The sequence below is a fragment of the Flavobacterium alkalisoli genome (assembly GCF_008000935.1).
GTDB lineage: Bacteria > Bacteroidota > Bacteroidia > Flavobacteriales > Flavobacteriaceae > Flavobacterium > Flavobacterium alkalisoli.
Genome location: NZ_CP042831.1, coordinates 457,697 through 471,271 on the forward strand (window position 1 = coordinate 457,697; position 13,575 = coordinate 471,271).

The 13,575-nt window shown below is 38.2% G+C and carries 14 protein-coding genes; 2 read left to right on the forward strand and 12 right to left on the reverse strand.

Features of this window, described 5'->3' with window-relative positions:
* Positions 1-26: 26 nt before the first annotated feature.
* The 5 genes from FUA48_RS01820 to mvaD form a co-directional block, all read right to left on the reverse strand.
* A complete protein-coding gene (locus FUA48_RS01820) occupies positions 27-389 on the reverse strand; it encodes a nuclear transport factor 2 family protein (RefSeq protein WP_147581847.1) in 363 nt (120 codons plus the stop codon).
* Positions 390-432: 43 nt separating this feature from the next.
* On the reverse strand, positions 433-1,344 hold the full coding sequence (locus tag FUA48_RS01825) for a pseudouridine synthase (RefSeq protein WP_147581848.1): 912 nt from the start codon (positions 1,342-1,344) through the stop codon (positions 433-435).
* Positions 1,345-1,369: 25 nt separating this feature from the next.
* On the reverse strand, positions 1,370-2,290 hold the full coding sequence (locus tag FUA48_RS01830) for a geranylgeranylglycerol-phosphate geranylgeranyltransferase (RefSeq protein ID WP_147581849.1): 921 nt from the start codon (positions 2,288-2,290) through the stop codon (positions 1,370-1,372).
* A 562-nt stretch (positions 2,291-2,852) separates the two neighbouring features.
* The gene (locus FUA48_RS01835) at positions 2,853-3,791 is read right to left on the reverse strand and encodes a mevalonate kinase family protein (RefSeq protein ID WP_147581850.1); all 939 of its coding nucleotides are present in this window, start codon (positions 3,789-3,791) and stop codon (positions 2,853-2,855) included.
* Between the two features lie 57 nt (positions 3,792-3,848).
* The gene (gene mvaD / locus FUA48_RS01840; RefSeq protein ID WP_147581851.1) at positions 3,849-4,934 is read right to left on the reverse strand and encodes a diphosphomevalonate decarboxylase; all 1,086 of its coding nucleotides are present in this window, start codon (positions 4,932-4,934) and stop codon (positions 3,849-3,851) included.
* 91 nt (positions 4,935-5,025) lie between these two features.
* Between mvaD and FUA48_RS01845 the strand changes: the two genes are divergently transcribed.
* Positions 5,026-5,502 (forward strand): TspO/MBR family protein, encoded by a 477-nt coding sequence (locus tag FUA48_RS01845; RefSeq protein WP_147581852.1) that lies wholly within the window; start codon positions 5,026-5,028, stop codon positions 5,500-5,502.
* A 28-nt stretch (positions 5,503-5,530) separates the two neighbouring features.
* Here the strand turns inward: FUA48_RS01845 and FUA48_RS01850 are convergent, their stop codons facing one another.
* The 3 genes from FUA48_RS01850 to FUA48_RS01860 all read right to left on the reverse strand — a co-directional run bounded on the left by FUA48_RS01850 (position 5,531) and on the right by FUA48_RS01860 (position 8,580).
* Entirely contained in the window at positions 5,531-7,003 is a 1,473-nt protein-coding gene (locus FUA48_RS01850) for a nicotinate phosphoribosyltransferase (protein ID WP_147581853.1), read from the reverse strand.
* Positions 7,000-7,827: a ribose-phosphate diphosphokinase gene (gene prs, locus FUA48_RS01855; protein WP_147581854.1), complete on the reverse strand. Its 828-nt coding sequence runs from the start codon at positions 7,825-7,827 to the stop codon at positions 7,000-7,002. Before prs ends, FUA48_RS01850 begins: the two co-directional genes overlap by 4 nt.
* Positions 7,828-7,893: 66 nt before the next feature.
* Positions 7,894-8,580: an NUDIX hydrolase gene (locus tag FUA48_RS01860; protein WP_394349199.1), complete on the reverse strand. Its 687-nt coding sequence runs from the start codon at positions 8,578-8,580 to the stop codon at positions 7,894-7,896.
* Positions 8,581-8,724: 144 nt separating this feature from the next.
* Between FUA48_RS01860 and FUA48_RS01865 the strand changes: the two genes are divergently transcribed.
* The gene (locus FUA48_RS01865; RefSeq protein ID WP_147581855.1) at positions 8,725-9,414 is read left to right on the forward strand and encodes a DUF4397 domain-containing protein; all 690 of its coding nucleotides are present in this window, start codon (positions 8,725-8,727) and stop codon (positions 9,412-9,414) included.
* A gap of 84 nt (positions 9,415-9,498) precedes the next feature.
* Here the strand turns inward: FUA48_RS01865 and FUA48_RS01870 are convergent, their stop codons facing one another.
* From FUA48_RS01870 to FUA48_RS01885, 4 genes are all read right to left on the reverse strand, one after another.
* Positions 9,499-10,086 carry a hypothetical protein gene (locus tag FUA48_RS01870; protein WP_147581856.1) on the reverse strand — a complete coding sequence of 196 codons (588 nt, stop codon included), beginning with the start codon at positions 10,084-10,086 and terminating at the stop codon, positions 9,499-9,501.
* Between the two features lie 61 nt (positions 10,087-10,147).
* Positions 10,148-11,368 carry a BaiN/RdsA family NAD(P)/FAD-dependent oxidoreductase gene (locus tag FUA48_RS01875; RefSeq protein WP_147581857.1) on the reverse strand — a complete coding sequence of 407 codons (1,221 nt, stop codon included), beginning with the start codon at positions 11,366-11,368 and terminating at the stop codon, positions 10,148-10,150.
* The gene (locus FUA48_RS01880) at positions 11,365-12,051 is read right to left on the reverse strand and encodes a glycerophosphodiester phosphodiesterase (protein ID WP_147581858.1); all 687 of its coding nucleotides are present in this window, start codon (positions 12,049-12,051) and stop codon (positions 11,365-11,367) included. The genes FUA48_RS01875 and FUA48_RS01880 overlap by 4 nt, the downstream gene beginning before the upstream one ends.
* 89 nt (positions 12,052-12,140) lie before the next feature.
* Positions 12,141-13,571, reverse strand: coding sequence for an alpha-amylase family glycosyl hydrolase (locus FUA48_RS01885; protein WP_147581859.1), 1,431 nt, complete (start codon positions 13,569-13,571; stop codon positions 12,141-12,143).
* Between the last annotated feature and the right edge of the window lie 4 nt (positions 13,572-13,575).

The following is a 13,575-nucleotide window of genomic DNA, read 5'->3' on the forward strand; positions in this document are numbered from 1 at the left end:
GCGGGATTTTTATTTATTATGCTTTACTAGCCATGATATACCCTTGAGGCTATAATCTTTCCGTCTTTTATTTCAAGTACCTCTGCAACATTCATATCCTCTTCTCCTTCTACCATCCTAAGGTATTCCATAAAAACACGATCTACACAGGCTGTAAGTGTACGAACTTTATAGTGTAGTGTAGGTAGCCTGTCAAAAGCATCCTGCCACCAGTCACGCAAAGCCGCTTTACCGGTTACCAGTCCGTTGGTTTCGGGCCTCCTTATTTTCAGTTTCGGACTGAAATGCTCGGCAGCATCATCATACAGTTCCAAAAGGTTATCCAGCTTTTTGGCATTAAAAGCCTCCAGCCATTTAATCGCTATAAATTCTACTTCTTTATTACTCATTTGTGTTATCAAAAAATCCTGAAGCAAAACTTCAGGATTGGGGTTATATATTCTTAAGGTTTATTACCTCCTGTTCTGTCAAGAACCTCCAGTTACCTCTTGGCAGATTCTTTTTGGTTAGCCCAGCAAAAGATACCCTATCCACTTTCAGCACATCATACTTAAAGCTTTCAAAAATAGCCCTCACCACTTTTACGTTTGGCGTTCTTAGTTTAAGACCTATTTCCGTTTTTGGCTGATCGTCTATATAGCTTATTTCATCTATAAACAATCTGTGTCCGTCAAGCGTAACACCTCCGCTTATTTTTTCAAGGTCTTCAAACTTAAGATTTTTATCTAAAGACACCTGATAAATCTTGAACGACTTTTGGTTTGGCTGATTGAACTTACGTACCATATCGGTATCGTTAGTAAATATAAGTAATCCTGTGGTATTTCTGTCCATCCTTCCTATAGGCTGTATACTGGCTTTGGTAGCCATACGCACAAGCTCCATAACATTACGCATGTCTTTACCCTCATCTCCGGATGTAGCAAAGTTTTTAGGTTTGTTAAGCAGTATATATTCCTTTTTTTCAGGAATAATCTTAACACCGTCAAACTCAACCTTATCGGTAATCTTTACTTTGTAACCCATCTCAGTTACAACCTGTCCGTTCACTTTTACGTTTCCTGAACTGATATAAAGATCGGCATCCCTGCGTGAGCACATGCCTGAATTAGCTATATATTTATTAAGCCTAAGCTCATCCGACTGTTTAACCGTTTTAGGTTTTGGTGCAGCCGTTTTCTTTTCGTAAGGTTTATTACTATAAGGCTTTTTATCGCCAGATGCCGGTTTATCAAATGATGGTTTTTTACTATTTCCGCCGGGACGTGAAGTATTGCTGCCCGTTCTCTTCCTGTCACTACCTCCGTTACCGGATGTATTGCCTCTCCTGTTATTGTTATTCATCTGATTTATTTTTTGCAAAGATAGATTAAATAGCCGATAAAAGCTTCCTGCCATGAACTAAAACAACAGGATCTATAAGTACTATACTAAATACCCCTGCCACAATAAGAAACTTAAGTACATTATGCAGCAGTAAATAATCTTTTTGAGTATGGGCATTCCATAGTTTAATAAGAAAGAATACTATTACTATCATCCCTCCATAAAAGTAAATATCCATGTAGCCCACATCATATATTTCTATTAAAAAGAATACGGGAATAATGGTTAGGAAAGTAAGTAGCATGATCAGGCCCTTCGCTGTTTTCTCACCATACAAAACAGGTATCGTTTTGTAATTGGCTACCAAATCTCCTTTTATGTTTTCAAGGTCTTTTATAATCTCTCGTGTAAGTATTAACAGATACAGGAATGTAGCATGCGCAAAAATCACCTGATAAAAATTCTTAAAGTACATAAGTATACCAAAGAAAGGCAATACTGCCAGCAATGCTGCCGTTAGGTTACCTATTATAGCATACTTTTTAAGCTTATGCGAATAGAACCATATAAGGAATATATACCCTGCAAAGAAGAAAGCTGCCCTCCATGAAACTAAAAAAGCAATAAGGGTAGCCAGTAAATTAAGGGCAAAATAAACCTTTAGTTTTGTTTGCTGACTTACAAGCCTGTCCAGCATTGATTTGTTGGGGCGGTTTATAAGATCCTTTTGGGCATCGTAAAAATTATTGATAATATATCCCGATGCTATTGAGAGCGTTGATGCCAGCACTATAAGGAAAAGGTCTAAATCCAGTATAACATCAAGGGCACGCTGTTCGGGAGCCAATATAAATACAGCGGAAAGGTATTGGGCTAAAGCGATAACAGGAATGTTATAGCCCCGCACCACGGAAAACAAGCTGAGAATCTTCATCAGTGTTAATCTTGTTTTCCTTGATGCCATAGGTTTATGCTTTTATATTTGTTCTTAACTTATTTGTAAGTAAAGTTATTGTAAGAATAGTAAAAATAAAAACTATAATGTTTAAAACAAATTCTATCACTATATCTGATCTATACATACTCCATGAAGAGGGCAGATAATCGCGATTAAAAGCTGTCATGAACACCAGAAACTTTTGCGACGGCAACAGTAATAAAAGCAGTGAAAAAATTATGAGCCCGCCTTTTTTAGACGATAGTTTCTTAATCCATAAAAGTTGACTAAGAAATAAATACATTAATGGAGAAAACCAATAATAAAGCCAGTAAGCTCCTGTAATATGATTCAGAAAATTAACACCCTGCTGTGTGTATAAAATGTAAGTATCCAGCATAAAGAAAAACAAATATGCTATACCACTTAACCGTAGCAGTTTTATTGCGGTATCTATAAAAAACTCCCTAAACTCCTTTGCCTGTCCATTTTTAAAAGGCAACAGTAAAAAAACAGGAATTACAATACTAAACCCTGTAAAAACTGACGTGAAAAAAATGTTGAATATCCAAAGGAAATAATCCACAGCCTAAAACTGATAAACCACCTCTACCTTATGTCCTTGTAAAGCATTTTTAGCCTTATCTATATCTTCGGTAAAGCCAAGGATATAACCTCCGCCTCCCGAACCACAAAGCTTAAGATAGTAATCGTTTGATTCAATACCTTTTTGCCATAACTCATGGAAACCTTCCGGAATCATAGGCTTAAAGTTATTGAACACCACTTTAGAAAGTTCTTTAGTGTTATTGATAAGTGATTTTACATCCCCGTGAAGGAAATTATCAATACAGGCGTCTGTATATTTAAGGAACTGGGTTTTTACCATATTACGGAAACCTTTATCCTTAAGGCTTTCCATAAAAATTTGTACCATAGGTGCTGTTTCCTTAACGATACCGGAGTCCAGTAAAAATACTGCCCCCTTACCTTCAAGGTTTTGCATTGGTATACCGGTAGCCTCAATATTATCGTGAGAATTGATAAGTATAGGCAGGCTCAGGTAACTGTTAAGCGGGTCAAGCCCAGAGCTTGTTCCGTGAAAATAAGATTCCATTTTACTGAAAATCTGTTTAAGCTGCATTAGCTTTTCACGTGTAAGGTTTTCCAGAACCGTGATTTTGTTATTGGCATACTGGTCGTAAATAGCCGCTACAAGCGCACCACTACTCCCTATACCATAACCCTGCGGTATACTGGAGTCAAAATACATTCCTGATTCTACATTGCGATGTAAGCTGTCAAAATCAAACGTTACCAGTTCAGGATTTTCCTGCTGCATCTTTTCAAGATAAGCAACAAAGCCTTTTAGTTTTTCATTCGATTTTTTTGCAAGCTCGGTATCGGTATCTGTTAACCTTAAGCCTCCGTTATAAAAGTTATACGGAATAGCTAATCCTTTGGAGCCCTTGTTAATGCCATGTTCTCCAAACAGAAGTATTTTAGAATAAAATAAAGGTCCTTTCATCAGGATATATTTTTATTAAAGGTAATTAAAAAACCGCAGATTTCCTAAATTATTGCCTTAAGCTATCTGTTGTGCACCATTACCAATTTCGTCACAAATGTACTGACTGTTTTGACAATAGGCAACTAATTCATTCTTAATAAATTCCAAAACTTTCACTTTATCGTTTTCAGGATACAGCACGTGCACATTAGCACCTGCATCGAGCGTAAAGCATACAGGAATAGTAGTTTCCCTTCTAAACTTCCATACCCTGTTAATGATTTCCAGCGTATTAGGCTTCATCAGTATAAAATAAGGCATAGATGTCATCATCATACTGTGCAGCGTCAAGGCCTCACTTTCGGTAATACTGATGAAACTTTCCAGATCACCACTTACCAATGCTTCCTTAATCTTACTAAGATTATCATGTGCCTGCTCAAAACGCTGTTGCGCAAATGGGTGACCGTGCATAAGGTCATGACCAACAGTACTTGAAACCTGTTTCTCTCCCTTATCTACCAACAGAATGGTATCCTGATAGTTTTTAAAGTTATCATGAATTACATACGGAAATGTTACCCCATACAGATTTGAGCTCTCTTCAAAATCCTTATGTTCGCCCCAAACCACAACATTGCCTTTTACACTTCTACAGGCACTGCCGGAACCTAAGCGCGCCAAAAACGAAGCCTTGTTGTAAAAATAAGCATCATCCATATCAGGGTTTAGCAATCTTTCCAGACTCATAAAGTTCATGGCCAAAGCCGCCATACCCGAAGCCGAAGATGCTATACCCGAACTGTGCGGAAATGTGTTTTGTGTATCAATAGTGAAATGATATTCCTTTAAGAAAGGAAGATACTCCTCTACCCTTTGCAGGAATTTTTCAATCTTAGGACGAAAATCCGGCTTGGGTTTTCCTTCAAAAAGCAGGTTGAACGAAAAGCTTCCGTTGTTCTCTTTCTTCTCAAAACCTAGTTTGGTTATGGTCTTACAGTTGTTAAGGGTAAAACTAACCGAAGGGTTAGCGGGAATCTGGTTCTCTTTTTTACCCCAGTACTTTACAAGTGCTATATTACTGGGCGCGCTCCATTCAAAACTACCGGTTTGCACAAAAGAGGTATATTGTTTAGGAATAAAATCCTTTTCAGACAGCATATCTTAAAATTTATACAAAGATAGTTTTTTATAGAAATATTACATTTTTGTTTTATTAACTTTGGTTAAAACCCCAAACTAAAATCAATCAATGACACAAGCTTTCAGGATAATTGGAATGGTATTGCTTTGCCTTGCCATTGGATATTTAGGAAGTAAAATAACGGTTGAAAGTGTACAAACATGGTACCCAACACTTGAAAAACCAAGCTTTAACCCGCCTAACTGGCTGTTTGCACCAGTATGGACTACACTCTATATTATAATGGGTATTGCCGCCGGAATTGTATGGAACAAAATAACACTTGATAAAGATTCGGTAAAAAGGGGAATGACTTTCTTTTTTTCACAATTAGGACTTAACCTGTTGTGGTCATATCTTTTTTTCGGACTAAAAAACCCTTTACTGGGTTTATTTGATATTATATTACTGTGGCTTTTTATATATGAAACCATGGCACAATTTAACAAAGTAAGCAAAACAGCTACCTACCTGTTTATACCTTATATGCTTTGGGTAAGTTTTGCCACAATACTAAATGCCTCCATCTGGTGGCTCAACCGATAAAAAAAGCCCTTCAAATGAAGGGCTTTTTTTATATGGCATCAACTGCAACTTTCTTTTTTACACGTTCTCTTATTTCTGCCAGTGTATTTTCTTTAAGCAATTTCCCATCCCTGAAAACTTCCTTAAGTTCTCCGGTTTTTTCTTCCTCCCTACTCACCTGATCCCTTAAAATATACCTGCCGTTAACAAGGTCAATTTTCATAAGTCCTTTAGCCGATTTTTTTGTTCCGTCATCAGTTACAGGATCTTTAAATATTTCTCTTCCCTCACCTTTTACATCACCATAAGTTGCTTTCATAGCAAAACCAAAAGTATCTCTTGTATTATACTGATAAGTGAATGAGCCTATACCTAAAACCACATTAGTGGAAGCAAAACCTTTCTGTTTAAGTCTTTCGCAAATATTAGTAGCCCTTTCTAAGGTTATACTGTCCCCATAAATAGCCCCTATTTGCGGAATAAGCTCTTTATACCCCTTATGGTTTACAACCCCTCCAAAAATATCCCATAACAGTTCTACCACTCCTTTCCTTTCTGCTTCGGTTTTCCCTTCAGGATTACCACACAAAATATCAGCAGGATCGCCACTATCGGGCCTCACAACCACTCTACCTTCTCTACTTTCTATCTCATTTTTAAGACTTGGCAGATACTCCTGTAGCACTTTCCATAAATCCCATGTATCAGATACTATAGAAACTATACCCTTAGGGTATACTTCACAAATAAGTCTTTTAAATGTTTCATATTCGCCCTCATTAGTACCCATACACATAACAGAATGCTCTGTTGCAGCTACCGAACCTCCTATAAGCTCTTTATCAGAATCGGCATTATAATATTCTTCAAGAAAATCTATTGCCGGAATGGTGTCGGTACCCGTAAAACTTAACAAATGCCCTGCTGCAGATGTTACAGCTGCTTCTACCCCTCCCATGCCACGCATAGAGAAGTCATGCCCCTGCCAGTTAACAAATTCCTCCGCGACAGAAGTTTCCGCTGCATACCTGTCTAATATTTTTCTGTATTCCCTCGCAATAGTAGCCGAGTTACAAGGCAGCCATACAACAGCTGAAAGAAGAGTTTCAAAATAATTGGTTAACCAAAAGAACTCAGGAAGCGTATTATACATGGTAAACATAGGCACCCTAAGCGGGACTGAAGCGCCTTCAGGCAGTGCCTTAAAAACCATAGGGATATATCCCAAATCATGTAATGCCTCTATATGAGCTGTACCTACCTGATTATCACCAAGATAATTATTTATCCTCCTGGCATATTTTTTAACCACCTCATCTTTTGGTCTCCCAAAAAAATGAAGGTTAAAATCTTCTATAACATATTTTTTAATAAAATACTGTAACCCAAAAAACACAACCTCATCCACACCCTGTATCCTGGATTTTCTTGGTGTCCAGTTAGAATATACCATTGTTGTACCCTGAGGATACTGTCTTCTGTGGTCTACTTTGTATCCGTCTGTTAATAATAGTGGATTCATAGCTTTAGTTTTATTTGTTCAACATTTGGATTATTAATATCAGTAAAGGAATCTGTAGTAAATATGGTTGTAAACCATTCTCCAAACACCTCAAAACCCTTACTGAAAATACCATGGCTTACCGCTAGGTAAAGTCTTCCGGCGTTTTTATCTTTTAAGGCCTGTGCAAGCCCTGTAAAAGTACCTCCACCATCACAAATATCATCTACTATAAGGCAGTCGGCTCCTGCCAAATCATCCTCATACACCTTAAAGCCAGATAACCTTCCGGTTTTTACATCCCTGCTCTTACTGCATTCCACAACCTCAGCACCGCCAAGATATTCAGATAGCTTGTACACTTTTTTAAGTGCGCCCCCGTCAGGTGAAATCAGTTTTACATCATTACCTATTCTTTTTATCACTTCTTTTATATAGGCGTGATTTGAAATCACTTCACAATTGTTTAAAAGTGCAGGTGTAACATCAGAATGCGGGTCAAAAACCATAACTTTATCAAACTGCATGGTATTGATAATATCGGCATAAATTTTTACCGTTAAGGGTTCGCCTGCAACCATTAACCTGTCCTGACGTGCTGCCGGAAAATAGGGTATAAAAAGATTTACACTCCTTACTCCAATTCTTTTTAAAGCATCGGCAGCAACTGTAAGTTGTCCTAAATCATTAAACGATTTAATGCGATGGGTAATGGTTACGGTTTGATTAACGTCAAAATTGGGCTCAATTTTAATGTGTGGTTCTCCGCCATAAAAGGTAAAAGCCTTAAAGCTAATTTCTTTTCCCGCCAGCGGACTAAAGGTGTTGTCTAAATTAAGAATCATACTTTGCGTTATTTTTACACAAATTTATAGCATTAAAATTTACCAACAAAATATTTTGTGTAATTCTTACGCAAATTTTATTTCAAAATGGAATCCTCCTTTTTCCAATGCCTTATATTTAGCACTGTTAAAACGAAATAACTTTGCCGGACGACCGGCTTTTTTTTCGGAAAACCTGTCGGTTTCCTCTACAATATCGAAACTAAGGATTTTCTTTCTGAAATTTCGCCTGTCAATTTCTTTTTCTAAAATAGTACAATAAAGATTTTCAAGATCAGAAAACAAAAATTCTTTGGGAAGTAAATCAAAACCAACAGGCTGATAGGTAAGCTTGGCTTTAAGCCTTTCAATGGCTCTTTGCAGTATAAGATTATGGTCAAAAGCGAGTGCAGGAACATCTTTAACAGGAAACCATTGTACCTTATCGGCATCAGTATCAGCTTTTATATTGGTTTTAGAAGAATCAATTAATGCAAAATAAGCTACGGATATTACCCTGTTTCTTGAATCCCTGTTAAGATCATCACCAAAGGTATAGAGCTGCTCCATAAAATTTATATCTACATTAGTCTCCTCTTTAAGTTCACGGGTAACTGCACTTATAAGCGATTCATTATCTTTAACCAAACCTCCCGGTAAGGCCCAATACGATTCCTGACCGTCAAATTTTTGCTGTATTAACAACACATATAAAGTATCCTGCTGATAACCGAAGACTACTGCATCTACAGCTATTTTTATGTTTTGGCTCATAACTATGCGTATATTATACACAAAAATAAAGAAACTTAACCGATAAGCCTAAGATGTTAAAATATATTCCCGTTAGTTAAAAAAACGCAACCATCTGTTTTAATCCTCATCTTATAAAGAGATGATTAATATAATTTGAAGACTATGAAGATTAGATTTTTTAAAGCAATAATGGCTGCCGCCTCATTGCTGTTGTTAGGATCATGTAATGTTGATGATGACTACACTTACTACTATCCAAGCAATAACATAGCATTAGGTATAATTGCCAATGCAAGTCCCGATTCTGACGGCCTCTTTTTTTATGCCGATCAGAATGATATAAACCAAAATCCCCTTGAATACACAAATGCTGCCGGGTATTATAACTTTTACTTGGGCGACCGTACTTTCAGCATTCAGGATTCTGACGGACACGAGCTTACAACTCTCGATAAAACACTAACTGCGGGAGACTTTTTTACCCTTTTTGCAGTAAATAACCTTGATGCAATTGAACTTATAGCCTATGACGATTTGTTGGAGTATCCGGCTGTAAATCATGCAGGAATTCGTTTTATAAACCTTTCTCCTGATGCACCTGCGATTAACATTGCTACCGAAACAGATGATCTTGCAACAGCCCTGGAATTTAAGCAGGCTACCGATTTTATGGAAATTCCGGCAGGAACATACACCATTACATATACTGATGATAATGATACTACACTATACACTGATGTAGATATGGTTTTTACAGCCGGAAAGATATATACCATATACACTAAAGGTTATGTAACACCTCCTGCAGGAAGTGAAGATACCTTTAGCACCAAAAGAATGAGGAACTATTAGCAAACAAGCATCTCAATATTAAACTACATTAAAAGCCCCTCAAGTGAGGGGCTTTTTCACACAAAAAAGATATCTCAACGCAGATTAATTTTTTAAAATCACAATCCAGTCCCAGTCAGCCGGATCACCTATACCTACGCTTGGCGTATAAAGGAAAAGATTTACCTGAGCATCAGGATTACTGTCCCTAAATTCTTTTACCGCTGCCAGATTATCTACTGCTGCCCATATAGCATCATAGTCTATTTCTGACAGGAAAGGCGAAGTTTCGGGCTCATCAACAGACACTAAAGAGAATTGGGATTCAGCCGGTTGTGAAACAGGGTTTTGGATAGTTGAAAATTCTCCTGAAGCATCCATAGATTCAGGAAAAGTCATTTGCCCTAATCCCATCCATATAATCTCTCCGGCAAAAATAGGCATGTTTACCTCATCATAATTTAAGGTAATATCGCCAAAATCTCCGGCAGGATTAAAATCAGTTGAAATAGTGAAATTAGTGTTATCAGGAAAAGTAAGTTCTTTACCTCCTTCAAATGCATTAGTTAAAAGGTCTACTTTTAACAATAATACTTTATTGCCTTCCGATCCCCCATTAACAGGATCTGTATCCGTATCGGAACATGACATCAGCAAAGCTGCAAAAACTAATAGTAAAAATGATTTTTTCATAGCCAATAATTAATTGATTTTTAATTAGATGCTACGAATGAATAATGGTTGCGTTAAATTATTAGAAATCCTCTAAAACAGAGTGTGCCACGATATAGCCCCCTGTCCATGCATTTTGAAAGTTAAATCCTCCGGTTATTGCATCAATATTAAGTATCTCACCCGCAAAATAAAGGTCCTTTTGCATCTTGCTTTCCATGGTCTTAAAGTTCACTTCCTTAAGTTCTATTCCACCTGCTGTTACAAACTCTTCCTTAAAGGTGCTCTTTCCGTTAACCTTAAATTCGGCATTAACCAATTGGCCTACCAATGCCAGTAGCTGTGTTTTGGAAACGTCGGCCCAACGTGCTTCCGGTGAAATTCCGGCAGCATTGACCAGGCTTTGCCATAAACGGTTAGGAAAATCGAACGGACAGTATTTTGCCACTGTCTTTTTAGGCTGTTCCTGTTTTAAATCCCTGAGTACCTCTTCACACTCCTCATGGCCAATATCATTAAGCCAGTTAACTTGTAATGTAAACTGATAGTTTTTATCAAACAGTTCCCGGGCACCCCAAGCCGACACCCTTAATATACCCGGGCCACTCATGCCCCAATGAGTAATAAGCAACGGGCCGGTAGCATTTAGCTTAGTACCTTTTACCTTAACAGATGCCAGTGCCGACACCCCCATAAGGTCTTTTATACGCAGATCTTTTATATTAAAAGTAAACAACGAAGGAACAGGCGGCACTATAGTATGACCCAGTTCCTGCATCATATCCCACATTTTAGGATTGCTGCCGGTTGTCATTACCAGCTTGGCAGCAAGAAAAGTATCTTTTTGGGTGTCTATTTTCCAGTAGTCTTCTGCCTTGTATATAGTTTGAATGCTTTCTCCTGTAAGTACCTGTATTCCCTGTTTCCTGGTAGCTTCCATAAAACAGTCTATAATGGTTTGGGAACTGTCGGTAACCGGGAACATTCTTCCGTCTTCTTCTATCTTAAGTTCTACACCATGTTTTTCAAACCACTCAATAGTATCTCCCGAACAAAAACGGTTAAAAGGACCTTTAAGTTCCCTTTCCCCTCTCGGGTAAAACTTAACAAGGTCATTAGGTATAAAACACGCATGCGTAACATTACACCTGCCACCACCGGAAATACGCACTTTACTGAGTACTTCCTTTCCTCTTTCCAGTATGGCTATTTTAAGCTTAGGATTGGCTTCTGCTATATTTATAGCTGTAAAAAATCCGGCAGCACCCCCACCGGCAATAACTACATCAAAACTCTTACTCATAAACGTTCAGGATAGTCGGACATAATTCCGTCTACATTATACGATTTCATTCGTTCTATATCTTCAGGGTCATTTACTGTCCATGTATACACCTTATAGCCTGCCTGCTGTGCTTTTTTCACATTGCTTTCGGTAAGGAGGGAAAAATGCGGATGTATGGCTTTTGCCGAAAACTCCTGCGCCCACTCCCATGCCTGGGTAACACTGGCCTGAGAAAGCACCCCTAAATGAATATCAGGGTTACTATTATACATTATCATTAGCTCTTCCCTTTGAAAACTGGACACTATAAAGTCATTATAGGAAAAACCTTTTTCGGCTACATACTTTTCCATAAGCGCTGAAACAGGAGCTGCGGTATGACGGCCTTTCAATTCAATATTCAGAAAACATTTTTTACCTGCCAGTTCCAGCACTTCTTCCAGTGTAGGGATTTTATGTCCTCCTTCCACTTTCAGTTCTTTCAGTTCCGCCAGGGTCATTTTGTGCACTTCTCCGGTTCCGTTTGTAGTCCTGTCTACCGTAAAATCGTGTATTACCACCAGTTCGCCCGTACTGCAAACATGCACATCAAGCTCTAAGCCATCTACACCCATATCAAGTGCATTTTGAAAAGAAGCCAGTGTATTTTCAGGCACATGGGCTTTTGATCCCCTGTGGCCTATTTTAAGGATTTGTGCCATACCTGAATATTTTTGTAAAGATACTTCTAAATATACAAAAAGCACAGGCAAAAATGCCTGTGCTCCTAACAACTATCTATGAGAAAAAATTATTTTGTTAGTACCCAATACTCCCAGGGACCAAATTTTTGTTCCTGACCCGGAGCCAGCTGCACTTTCTCTCCCGTAACATAATTGGTAAAATTACCCTCTACAGGAAGTGTAAAGCTTTGCGGCTCCTTAGTAAGATTACCTACAAAAACTACTTTTTCACCATCTTTTTCTCTTGCGAAAGCAAGAATATTTTTATCCATTGAGGTTGTAATCCTGTTATAGTCAGCAGGCTGTTTACCTCCGTTTAATGCTTCATTACTGTTTTTAAGCTCACCTAACTTTTCATACACCTTAAACATCTTACCTTTTGAATGGGTAATCTCGTCTTTTTCAAAAAATTTAAGACGACGGTTAAAGTCATATTCCTGACCCGTATAAATAAGCGGCATCCCCGGCATGGTATAGGTTAATGCAGCAAAAAGTTCGGCAGCATCACCCATTCTTTCATATTCAGTACCGTTCCAAGAGTTTTCATCATGATTGGAAGTAAAGTTCATCCATATATCTTCCTTTTTATACTCCTTAGCCTGCTTTTCCATAAGGGCATCCCAGTCGGATACATTCTTTTTGCCCTGGGCAATGTCATTCATTAAGTGGTGTGCTTCCCAACCATACCCCATATCGAAAATACCATTGAACAGGTATGGTTTGTTAGATTCCATAAGCATAAATACAGGCTTAACCTCATTTAGCTTAGGCACTGCAAACTGCCAAAACTCAGTAGGCACGTTATCTGCCACATCACAACGGAAGCCATCAACATTTTGTTCTTTTACCCAGTACAGCATCTCATTTTTCATCGGCTCATACAGCGCTTTGCTTGTATAGTCTAAATGGGCTACATCTGTCCAACCCCAGCTTTCTCCCGTTTCAGGATTAAGCGGATCGGTCACCTCTCCTTTTGCATTTTTATGATAGTACTCAGGGTGCTCGGTAATCCATTTATGATCCCAACCTGTATGGTTAGCTACCCAGTCCAGTATTACATACATCCCATTGTTATGAGCCGTGTTTACCAGATTCTGGAAATCCTGCAGCGTCCCTAAATCCGGGTTTATGGCAGTATAATCAGAGATAGCATAATAGCTACCCAAATACTTTGCACGCTCAGCAGGGTCTTTAATATCCTCTACCATACGCCCGTCTGTAGTTTTCCTGTTTTTCATGGAAATAGGATAAATAGGCATAAGCCAAATTACCTTTACCCCAAGCTTTTTAAGTTCAGGAATATCTTTAGTAAATGCGTTAAAAGTCCCTTCCGGAGAGTAGTTACGGATATTAGCCTCATAAATAACGCTATTCTCCATCATGGCATCACTTACCGGAGCAAGGGCCGCAGATTCTGCTTTAGCCTCTTCCTGTTTGTTCCCTTCTTTACAGCTTATAAAAGCCGCAAGGAAAATCCCTAAAAGAATTGTTTTCTTCATATCA

Coding starts and splice junctions, on each gene's coding strand:
- FUA48_RS01820 (WP_147581847.1), bottom strand. CDS start 389: ATGAGTAATAAAGAAGTAGAATTTATAGCGATTAAATGGCTGGAGGCT.
- FUA48_RS01825 (WP_147581848.1), bottom strand. CDS start 1,344: ATGAATAACAATAACAGGAGAGGCAATACATCCGGTAACGGAGGTAGT.
- FUA48_RS01830 (WP_147581849.1), bottom strand. CDS start 2,290: ATGGCATCAAGGAAAACAAGATTAACACTGATGAAGATTCTCAGCTTG.
- FUA48_RS01835 (WP_147581850.1), bottom strand. CDS start 3,791: ATGAAAGGACCTTTATTTTATTCTAAAATACTTCTGTTTGGAGAACAT.
- mvaD (WP_147581851.1), bottom strand. CDS start 4,934: ATGCTGTCTGAAAAGGATTTTATTCCTAAACAATATACCTCTTTTGTG.
- FUA48_RS01845 (WP_147581852.1), top strand. CDS start 5,026: ATGACACAAGCTTTCAGGATAATTGGAATGGTATTGCTTTGCCTTGCC.
- FUA48_RS01850 (WP_147581853.1), bottom strand. CDS start 7,003: ATGAATCCACTATTATTAACAGACGGATACAAAGTAGACCACAGAAGA.
- prs (WP_147581854.1), bottom strand. CDS start 7,827: ATGATTCTTAATTTAGACAACACCTTTAGTCCGCTGGCGGGAAAAGAA.
- FUA48_RS01860 (WP_394349199.1), bottom strand. CDS start 8,580: ATGAGCCAAAACATAAAAATAGCTGTAGATGCAGTAGTCTTCGGTTAT.
- FUA48_RS01865 (WP_147581855.1), top strand. CDS start 8,725: ATGAAGATTAGATTTTTTAAAGCAATAATGGCTGCCGCCTCATTGCTG.
- FUA48_RS01870 (WP_147581856.1), bottom strand. CDS start 10,086: ATGAAAAAATCATTTTTACTATTAGTTTTTGCAGCTTTGCTGATGTCA.
- FUA48_RS01875 (WP_147581857.1), bottom strand. CDS start 11,368: ATGAGTAAGAGTTTTGATGTAGTTATTGCCGGTGGGGGTGCTGCCGGA.
- FUA48_RS01880 (WP_147581858.1), bottom strand. CDS start 12,051: ATGGCACAAATCCTTAAAATAGGCCACAGGGGATCAAAAGCCCATGTG.
- FUA48_RS01885 (WP_147581859.1), bottom strand. CDS start 13,571: ATGAAGAAAACAATTCTTTTAGGGATTTTCCTTGCGGCTTTTATAAGC.